At 77.2% G+C, this 9,230-nt stretch carries 8 protein-coding genes; 5 read left to right on the top strand and 3 right to left on the bottom strand.

Going from position 1 to position 9,230, the window contains the following annotated elements:
* On the bottom strand, positions 1-858 hold an 858-nt coding region (locus G6556_RS14450; RefSeq protein ID WP_205693514.1), incomplete at its 3' end, for a BTAD domain-containing putative transcriptional regulator.
* Between the two features lie 148 nt (positions 859-1,006).
* Here G6556_RS14450 and G6556_RS14445 point away from each other — a divergent pair.
* Positions 1,007-2,305: an amidohydrolase gene (locus G6556_RS14445; protein ID WP_166942788.1), complete on the top strand. Its 1,299-nt coding sequence runs from the start codon at positions 1,007-1,009 to the stop codon at positions 2,303-2,305.
* Between the two features lie 17 nt (positions 2,306-2,322).
* A complete protein-coding gene (locus G6556_RS14440; protein WP_166942785.1) occupies positions 2,323-3,162 on the top strand; it encodes an RNA methyltransferase in 840 nt (279 codons plus the stop codon).
* 61 nt (positions 3,163-3,223) lie between these two features.
* On the opposite strand, the gene G6556_RS14435 is transcribed toward G6556_RS14440, so the two are convergent.
* Complete coding sequence (locus G6556_RS14435) at positions 3,224-5,041, bottom strand: SpoIIE family protein phosphatase (RefSeq protein ID WP_166942783.1); 1,818 nt, start codon at positions 5,039-5,041, stop codon at positions 3,224-3,226.
* A gap of 319 nt (positions 5,042-5,360) precedes the next feature.
* On the opposite strand from G6556_RS14435, the gene G6556_RS14430 reads away from it, so the two are divergent.
* Both G6556_RS14430 and G6556_RS14425 read left to right on the top strand, forming a co-directional pair.
* On the top strand, positions 5,361-5,960 hold the full coding sequence (locus G6556_RS14430; RefSeq protein WP_166942780.1) for a D-alanyl-D-alanine carboxypeptidase family protein: 600 nt from the start codon (positions 5,361-5,363) through the stop codon (positions 5,958-5,960).
* 64 nt (positions 5,961-6,024) lie between these two features.
* Complete coding sequence (locus tag G6556_RS14425) at positions 6,025-7,053, top strand: serine hydrolase domain-containing protein (RefSeq protein ID WP_166942777.1); 1,029 nt, start codon at positions 6,025-6,027, stop codon at positions 7,051-7,053.
* A gap of 27 nt (positions 7,054-7,080) precedes the next feature.
* Here G6556_RS14425 and G6556_RS14420 read toward each other — a convergent pair whose 3' ends face one another.
* The gene (locus tag G6556_RS14420; RefSeq protein ID WP_166942775.1) at positions 7,081-7,293 is read right to left on the bottom strand and encodes a DUF3072 domain-containing protein; all 213 of its coding nucleotides are present in this window, start codon (positions 7,291-7,293) and stop codon (positions 7,081-7,083) included.
* 244 nt (positions 7,294-7,537) lie between these two features.
* On the opposite strand from G6556_RS14420, the gene G6556_RS14415 reads away from it, so the two are divergent.
* On the top strand, positions 7,538-9,160 hold the full coding sequence (locus G6556_RS14415; protein ID WP_166942791.1) for a BCCT family transporter: 1,623 nt from the start codon (positions 7,538-7,540) through the stop codon (positions 9,158-9,160).
* Positions 9,161-9,230 lie beyond the last annotated feature (70 nt).

Genomic DNA, 9,230 nt, shown 5'->3' with positions numbered 1-9,230 from the left:
CTCCTCGACGGCGGGGCGGGCGCGCGCCCGGCCGGGCCCGGTCGCGGGCGCTGCGCGCGCCGCGTTCGCCGGCCGCGGGGCGGGACGCCCGTCCGCGGCGGTCGGGACGCCGCGCGCCGGCCGCCCCGTCGCGAGGGCCGCCGCGTGCGCGGCGCGCAGCTCCTGCGACGGGAGCAGCCCGATCTCGTCGAGCGCCGCCGCCGCCCGCAGGTAGGCCAGCACCGCCTCGCCGGGCCGGCCCTCGGCGGTGCGGGCCCGCACCAGCAGCGCCCACGCGCCCTCGCGGTACGGGTCGCCGTCGAGGGCCCTCTCCGCCGCGTGCGCGGCGCGCTCCGGGTCCGTGCCGACCAGCGCCCGGGCGAGCGCCTCGTACGCGCTGCGCCGGGCCGTCTCCAGCCGCTCGGCCTCCGCCTGCACCTCCGGGAGGTCCGCCTCCGTCCCGAACGCCGGCCCGCGCCACAGCGCCAGCGCGTCCGCCAGCACCTCGGCGGCGGGGGCGAGCGCCACGCGGCCGGCGTCCGGCCAGCCCCGGGCGGCGGCGCCCCGGGTCACCGCCCGGATCGCGCGGTCGAACCGGTCGGCGTCGAGGTCCTGGGGGTCGAGGCGGTAGCCGCCCGGGACCGCGCGCAGGTCGGCGCCCACCAGCGCGCGGATCCGGGACGCGTGGCTGTGCAGCGTGTGCTCGGCGGACGGCGGCGGACCGTCCGGCCACAGCGCGGAGATCAGCCGCTCCCGGGGGACGAGCGCGCCCCGGTGCGCCAGGAGCACCGCCAGCAGGGCGCGCTGACGTGAGCCGCGGACTGGCTCTGCCCCCTCCGCGGTCACGAGCTCCACAGGCCCCAGGACCCCGTACCGCATGGGCCGATCGTGGCCCCCGGGGGGTGCGCGCGGCAAGGGTCCGGCGTCGCGACGCTGGTGGGGGCCGCGTCCTGCGCCACGCCCGGCGACCGCGCGCGGGGTAGCGTGCGGCGAGGAACGCCGACCCGCCCCGGAGGGAACCCGCCGCATGGCCCTGGACACCGCCCCCGTCGCCGACCGCACCCGCGCCGCCCGCGTGCTCGACGCCGCGGACCCCCGCGACGCGCACTGGCGCGACCTCTACCGCGACCTGCACGCGCACCCCGAGCTCTCGGGACGCGAGCACCGCACCGCCGCGGCGCTCGCGGCCGAGCTGCGGGCGTCCGGGCTCGAGGTCACCGAGGGCGTCGGCGGCACCGGCGTGGTCGGCGTGCTCCGCAACGGCGACGGCCCCGTCGTCATGCTGCGCGCCGACATGGACGGTCTGCCGATCCTGGAGGAGACCGGCCTGGAGTACCGGAGCCGGCACACCGACGTGAACCCGGCGGGGGAGACCGTCGCGACGATGCACGCCTGCGGCCACGACATGCACGTGACGGCGCTGGCCGCCGCCGTGGACACGCTCGCCCGGGCGCGGGACGCCTGGTCCGGCACGCTGCTCGTCGTGGGTCAGCCGGCCGAGGAGACCGCGACCGGCGCGAGCGCAATGCTCGCCGACGGCCTGTTCACCCGGTTCCCGAAGCCGGACGTGGCGCTCGGCCAGCACGTCGGCCCGCTGCCGGCGGGCGTGGCGAACCACTCCCGCGGCCTGCTGATGGCCGCGGCGGCGACCCTGGACGTGACGATCCACGGCCGCGGCGGGCACGGCTCCCGGCCGTTCGTCACCGTCGACCCGATCCTCACCGCGGCGTACGCGATCACCCGGCTGCAGACGATCGCCGCGCGCGAGACCTCGCCCGAGGACCCGCTGGTCGTCACCGTCGGCACGTTCCACGCGGGCACGAAGTCGAACATCATCCCGGACACCGCGACGTTCACCGTGAACCTGCGGGCCCGGTCCGACGCCTCGATGGCGCGCGCCGTCGCGGCGGTCGAGCGCATCGTCGGCGCCGAGGCCCAGGCGGCGGGCTGCCCCGAGCCGCCGACGATCACCATGCGGGAGAACCCGCCCGCCACCGTCAACACCGCCGAGGTGGTCGACCGGGTGATGGCGGCGCAGCGGGCCGTCCTGCCCGAGGGCGCGGTGCGGACCGCCGAGCCGCTGATGGGCTCCGAGGACTTCTCCGAGTACGGGCTGCCGAAGGGCCGGTACGAGGGCGACCCGGTGCCGTACGCGTTCTGGTTCTGGGGCGGCATGGACCCGGCGCTGTTCCCGGACGGCTACGAGTCGGGGTTCTCCGCGGCCGTGCCCGGCAACCACACGGCCCAGTTCGCCCCGCTCGACGAGCCGACCATCGCCGCCGGGCGCCGGCTGCTCGTCGCCGCCGCGCTCGAGTTCCTGGGCTGAGGCGCGCACGGGGGATGATGTCGGGCGTGCCCGCGCTCGACATCGTCCACCTGACCGACCCCGACGACGAGCGGCTCGCCGACTACGTCTCGCTGACCGACGTCGCGCTGCGCTCCCGGCACGAGCCCGAGAAGGGCCTCTACATCGCGGAGAGCTCGACGGTGCTGGGCCGGGCGCTCGCGGCCGGGCACCGGCCACGCTCCGTGCTCGTCTCGCCGCGCTGGCTGCCGGACCTCACCGCGATGCTCGAGGCGCGCGACCCCGACGGCGAGCCCGTGCGGGTCTACGTCGCCGAGCCCGCGGTGCTGGAGGCCATCACCGGCTTCCACGTGCACCGCGGCGCGCTCGCGGCCATGCACCGGCCGCCGCTGCCCGCCGTCGCCGACGTCATCGCCGGCGCGCGCCGGGTCGCGGTGCTGGAGGACGTCGTCGACCACACGAACGTCGGCGCCGCCTTCCGGTCCGCCGCGGCGATCGGGGTCGACGCGGTCCTCGTCACCCCGCGGTGCGCGGACCCGCTCTACCGGCGGTCGGTCCGGGTGTCGATGGGCACGGTGTTCCAGGTGCCGTGGACCCGGGTCGACCCGTGGCCCGGCGGCATCGACGTGCTGCGCGACGCGGGGTTCGTCACCGCGGCGCTCGCGCTCTCCGACGACTCCGTGAGCCTGGACGCGCTGGAGGCGGACCCGCCCGAGCGGCTGGCGCTGGTGCTGGGCGCGGAGGGCGACGGGCTGAAGCCCGCGACGATCGCCGCGGCGGACCTCACGGTGCGCATCCCGATGGCGGGCGGTGTGGACTCGCTCAACGTCGCGGCGGCGGGCGCCGTGGCGTTCTGGGCCACCCGCGTGCGGGGCTGACGCGGGAGCGGCGACGGGGTGGCCCGCGCGGGTCGGGTGACCGTCGCCGGCACGCGCTCGGTCAGCGTGCGTCCTCGTCCAGCACCGCCACCAGCGCGACCACGTCGTCCTCGCCGACGCCGGCCGGCAGCATCGCGTCCAGGACCTCGTCCAGCAGCCGGTCCGGGTCGACCGCCGCAGGGCCGCCGGCCCGCAGCACCCGGTCGCGGACCAGTGCCGCCAGCCGCGCCGACCCCGCACGCAGGTCCTCACCCCGGCGCTCGACGAGCCCGTCGGTGTGCATCAGCAGGAGCGACCCGCGGGGCACGGCGGTCACGGCCCCGACCCGCGGCGTGCCGGGTGCGCAGCCGAGCACCAGCTCGGGTTCGGCGGCCAGCGGCCGGACCTCGCCGTCCGGGGTCGCGAGCAGCGGCGGCAGGTGCCCGGCGCTGGCCCAGCGCACGAGGAGGTCGCCCGTGCCGGCGGTCGGCTCGACCCGCACGACCACCGCGGTGGCCATCGTCTCCTCCCCGAGCCCGGCCATCGTGTCGTCGAGCCGGCCGAGGAGGACCGCCGGGGGCGCGCCGGTCAGGTGCGCGACGCCCCGGAGCAGGGTCCGGACCTGGCTCATCGCGGCGGCGGCGAGGGTGTCGTGCCCCATGACGTCGCCCACCACCAGCAGGCACCCCCGCTCGCCCTGGTCGAGCACGTCGTACCAGTCGCCTCCGACCTGGGCGGCGGAGGCCGCCGCCCGGTACCGGGCCGCCACCCGGACGCCGGGCGGCGAGGCCGGGTCCGGGAGGAGGGCCCGCTGCAGCGTCTCGGCGATCTCCCGGTGCCGCTCGTGCTGCCGGGCGCTGCCGAGCAGCCGCGCCGCGTGGTCGGCCACCTCGACCAGCGTGGCCAGGTCGTCCGCCGTCAGCGGCTCCGCCCCCGGGTCCTGGTAGAGCGAGATGACGCCGACGACGCGGCCGGACGCGCGCATCGGCACGGCGTACGCGGCGTCGGGGGCCAGCGCGACGAGCACGGCCCGGGCCTGCCCCGCGACCATCGCCGGCAGCGTGGTCCGCCCGTCGCGCACCGCCACCGGACGGCCGGTGCCGAGCGCCTCGTGCAGCATCGAGTCGGCGGTCAGCGCGCGCAGGCGCAGCGCGGCGTACCGGGCGACGGCCGCCCGCTGCTCGGGGTCGGCGTGCCAGCTGGCCAGGTCCTCGAGCGCGCCCTGCTCGTCGGCCAGCGTGATGACGCACCACGAGCCCATGGCCGGGACGAGCCGGCGGGCGAGCAGCCGCACGGCGTCGCGCACGTCGCTCGCGGCGGCGAGGTCCTCGCTGATCGCCGCGAGCAGGGTGAGCCGGTCGGCGTCGCGCGCGCCCGCCCCGACGGCTGCCTCGATGGCGGCGACCGCGGTCGTGGCGAGCCCCTGCAGCGCGTGCACGTCCGTCGTGGACCACCCGCGCACGTCCGGGCCGTACACGCACAGCGACCCCAGCACGTGGCCCGCGGTGTCGACGAGCGGGACGCCGAGGTAGGAGCGCACCCGCCCGCCCGCGACCGGGGGCAGGTCCCGCAGCCGCGGGTCCTCGCGGGCGTCGGTCACGACCAGCGGCGCGGCGGTCGCCGCGGTGATGGTGCACACGGCGTCGGCGAGGTCGGCGGTGGAACCGACGGTGGCGGGGACGGTGGTGGCGGCGACCGTCCGGGTGTCGGTGAGCAGCGACACCTGCGCCGCCTCCGCGCCCAGCGCGCGCCCGACGACCCGCACCACCTGCTCCAGCGGTTCCGCGCCGACGGCGGAGAGCAGCCGCCGCGCCGCCGCCGTACGGGCCCGGTCGGCGCGCAGCGAGCGTGCGCCGTCGCCGGCCGCGCTCGCCGGGACCGTCGCCCTGTCGGTCGTCACCTGGTTCCCTCCTCGCGCGGCCGGACTCGCGGTGCGGGCCGACCCCGGCACCGACGTACCGGCCAGGTTCGCAGCCGTCGCCGTGCCGAGGGGACGAGTCCGGTACCTACGCAGGCGCCGCCGGACCGGCCCGGCGGCGCCCGAGGTCGTCCGGTGGTCCGCCGCGCGGGCCTGGTGACCCGAGGCGGTGATCTCCACCCGCCACCTCCGCAGGGAGGGCGTGCACCGCACCACCGTCCACCCGGGGGCTGACCGGCGGTCCCGCGGGTCGGCCCGCAGGGCGACGCGCGGCACGCCCCGCGCGGGGGAGCGTCGGGGAATGCGCCGACCTGAACCAGCCCACCCGACCCGCACCCGGCCCCGCCTCGCCGTCCTCGCCGGGGCGGTCGCCGCCCTCGCGCTCGCCGGCTGCACCGCCACCGGGGCCGGTGGTGCGCCGGACGCGCTGCCCGCGGTCCCGGTCGCGACGGCCGACCCCGCGTCGCAGGACCCGTCGGGTGCGGCCGACGGCGCCGGCCCCGACGCGCCGCCGCGTGCGGACGGCCTGGACGGCGTCGACGCGGACCTCGCCGCCCGGTTCGAGGCCGCCCGGGCCGCGGCCGAGGCCGAGGGTGTCGAGCTCCGCGTCACCTCCGGCAAGCGCACCGCCGAGGAGCAGCAGCGCCTCGTCGACGACGCCGTCGCGACGCGCGGGGTCCCGGAGGCCTACCGCTGGGTGCTGCCGCCGGAGTCCTCCGCGCACGTGCAGGGGCTGGCGGTCGACGTCGGCCCGACCGAGGGGGCGTACTGGCTCGCGCAGCACGGCCTCGACTTCGGGCTGTGCCAGACCTACGCCAACGAGGTGTGGCACTTCGAGAAGCTGCCGGACGGCGCCGACGCCTGCCCGGAGCAGCACCCGGACTCGTCCTGGGGCTGGTGACGGGCACCCGGCGCGCGGGGAAATCGGCTCGCACCCCGGTGAGGCGCCGCCGTAGCGTCGCCGCATGACCGCCGAGCACCGCCGCCCGACGACCGCCCCCGAGGACCTCGGTCCCGCCCTGCACGCCCGCGCGGAGGCCTCCGGCCTCAGCGGCGTCGTGCACGTGTCCCGCGGCGAGGAGGTGCTGCTCGCGCGGGCGTACGGCTGGGCCGACCGCGCGCGAGGTGTCCCCACGTCGCCCGACCACCGGTTCGGCGTCGCGAGCGTCGCGAAGGGGTGCACCGCCGTGACGATCGCCTCGCTGGTCGAGGAGGGCCGGCTGCGCTGGGACGACCCCGTGCGCCCGGTGCTCGGCGACGACCTGCCGCTGGTCGACGACCGCGTGACCGTCGACCACCTGCTCGCGCACACGTCGGGGATCGGCGACTACCTGGACGAGTCCGGCGGCGGCGCGATCACCGACTACGTCCTGACCCTGCCGCCGCACGTGCTGGACGACACCGAGGCGTACCTGCCGATGCTCGCGCCCCACGCGCAAGTGTCCGAGCCGGGCGCCGGGTTCGCGTACAACAACTCCGGGTACGTCGTGCTCGCCCTCGTCGCGCAGCGGGTCGCGGGGGTGCCGTTCCCGGACCTGGTCGCCGAGCGGGTGCTGGTCCCGGCCGGCATGACGCGCAGCGGCTACCCGCGGTCCGACGAGCCCGCCGCCGACCTCGCGGTCGGCTACCTGGACGAGGACGGCCCGCGCACGAACGTGCTGCACCTGCCGGTGCGGGGGAGCGGCGACGGGGGCCTCGTCACGACGGCGGCGGACCTGGCCGCGTTCTGGCGCGCGCTCACCGCGGGGCGCCTCGTGACGCCGGCCACCGTCGCCCGGCTCACCGAGTCGCTGCACGTGGTCGAGGACGAGGGCATGCGGTACGGGCGCGGGTTCTGGCTGGGCCTCGACACCGGCGAGCTGGTGCTGGAGGGCTACGACGCGGGTGTCTCGGCGCGCACCCGGCACGACCCGGCGACCGGGGTGACGGTCACCGTGATCGCGAACACCTCCGACGGGGCGTGGCCCGTGCTGCGCGAGCCCGGGGACGGCTGACCCCGGGCCGCGCCGCGCCGGAGGGGCTCAGCTCGCGCCGCGCCCGGTCTCGCCCTGGAGCCGGTCGATCATCTCGGACGCCTGAGCCTTGGTCAGGTCGTCCGGGACCTCCTCGCCGGCCTCGCGGGCGAGCGTGTGCAGGTAGGAGTCCTGCGGGCCGGTCATCGGCTCGTCGCCGGTGACCCAGTCGGAGGGGTCCTTGGTGGCGTCGGTGGTGGGGTCGGGGGTCTGCTCGGTCATGGCGGTCACGCTAGGCGGGGGCACGGACACCCGCACGGCGGGCGCACGGCGGCCGGTCCGCCGCGCGCCGTGCGAGGGGCAGGACGATCCTGTGGTGGGTGGTGACCTGCCTGGTTAGGGTGGTCGCCGCCTGCCGCCGACCGCCGAGAGGACCCCCGTGGCGACACCGACGACCGAGACCGCGACCGACGAGCGGGTGCCGAGACCCGGCACCGGCCGCGGCCCCTGGGGCACGTCCCGGGCGGTGTTCTGGGGCTCGGCGGCCGTCGTGGCGGTGGTGTCGGGCTTCACGATCCTGTTCCCCGACACGGCGAGCGAGGTCATCGGCTCCGTCCAGACCCACGTGGTCAGCGCGTTCGGCTGGTACTACGTGGCGCTCGTCGCGGGGTTCGTGGCGTTCGCGGTCTGGCTGGGCGTCGGCCGGTGGGGCGACATCACGCTCGGCAAGGACGACGACGAGCCCGAGTACCCGTTGATGACCTGGTTCTCGATGCTGTTCGCGACGGGCATGGGCATCGGGCTGGTGTTCTGGGGGGTCGCCGAGCCGCTGAGCCACTACGCCGACCCGAAGCCGGGCGTGACCGGCACGCCCGAGCAGCTCGCGCAGCAGGCGATGTCGCAGACGTACCTGCACTGGGGCCTGAGCGCCTGGGCGATCTACGTGGTCGTCGGGCTGTCGATCGCGTACACCGTGCACCGCAAGGGCCGGCCGGTGTCGATCCGGTGGTCCCTGGAGCCGCTGCTCGGCGACCGGGTGCGCGGCCGGCTGGGCGACGCGGTCGACGTCACGGCCGTCGTCGGCACGGTGTTCGGCGTCGCGACGTCGCTCGGCCTGGGCGTGCTGCAGATCACCGCCGGCCTGGAGCACACCGGCATCGCGACGAGCTCGACGACGCTGCAGGTGGTGCTCATCATCGCCATCACCGCGGTCGCGACGCTCTCCGTGGTGTCCGGGCTCGACAAGGGCCTGAAGTGGCTGTCGAACATCAACGTCTCCATGGCCGGGGTGCTGCTGGTCGCGGTGCTCGTGCTCGGGCCGACGCTGTTCCTGCTGCGCGAGTTCGTGCAGTCGATCGGCACCTACCTGTCCCAGGCGATCCCGCTCATGTTCAACGTGTCCGCGTACGCGGGCGCCGAGGGCGAGGCCTGGCAGGCGGCGTGGACGACGTTCTACTGGGGCTGGTGGATCTCGTGGTCCCCGTTCGTCGGGGTGTTCATCGCCCGGATCTCCCGCGGCCGGACGGTCCGGCAGTTCGTCGGCGGCGTGCTGCTGGTCCCGACGATCGTGTGCTTCCTGTGGTTCTCCGTGCTCGGCGGCTCGGCGCTGCACCGCCAGCTGTTCGGGCAGGGCGGGCTGGTCGGGCCCGACGGCGAGGTCGTGCCGGAGAACGCGCTGTTCGACCTGCTCGCCGGGCTGCCGGGCGGGGCGGTGCTGTCGATCGGCGCGATCATCCTGGTGGCGCTGTTCTTCATCACCTCCGCCGACTCCGGCGCGCTGGTCGTGTCGATGCTCGCGGCGGGCGGCGACCCGCACCCGCGGACCCCGTTGCGCGTCGTGTGGGCGGCCCTCGGCGGCGTGCTGGCGATCGCCCTGCTGCTGGCCGGCGGTCTGACCGCGCTGCAGACCGCCGCCATCCTCATCGCGCTGCCGTTCAGCGTGGTGATGATCGGCATGGTGGTCTCGACGTCCCGCGCGCTGCACGCCGAGCACACGGCGTTCCTGCGCGCCGAGCGGCGCCAGCTGCGCGCCCAGATCGACGAGCAGGTGTCGCGGCAGCTGTCCCGGCAGGTCGAGAGCCGGGTGGACCGGCGGTTCGACGAGCGGCTGCTGCGGTGGCGGCGCACGCGGGAGCGCGGCGGGAGGTAGCCCGCCCGCGCGCCCGCTACGGTGGGTCGCCGGCCGCGACGACCGCGGCCGTCCCCCCGCACCAGGAAGC

The organism is Cellulomonas sp. IC4_254, assembly GCF_011603975.1.
In the GTDB taxonomy this organism is placed as follows: domain Bacteria; phylum Actinomycetota; class Actinomycetes; order Actinomycetales; family Cellulomonadaceae; genus Cellulomonas.
Note: the sequence above shows the minus strand (reverse complement) of the source record. Positions and strands in the feature narration are given on the sequence as shown.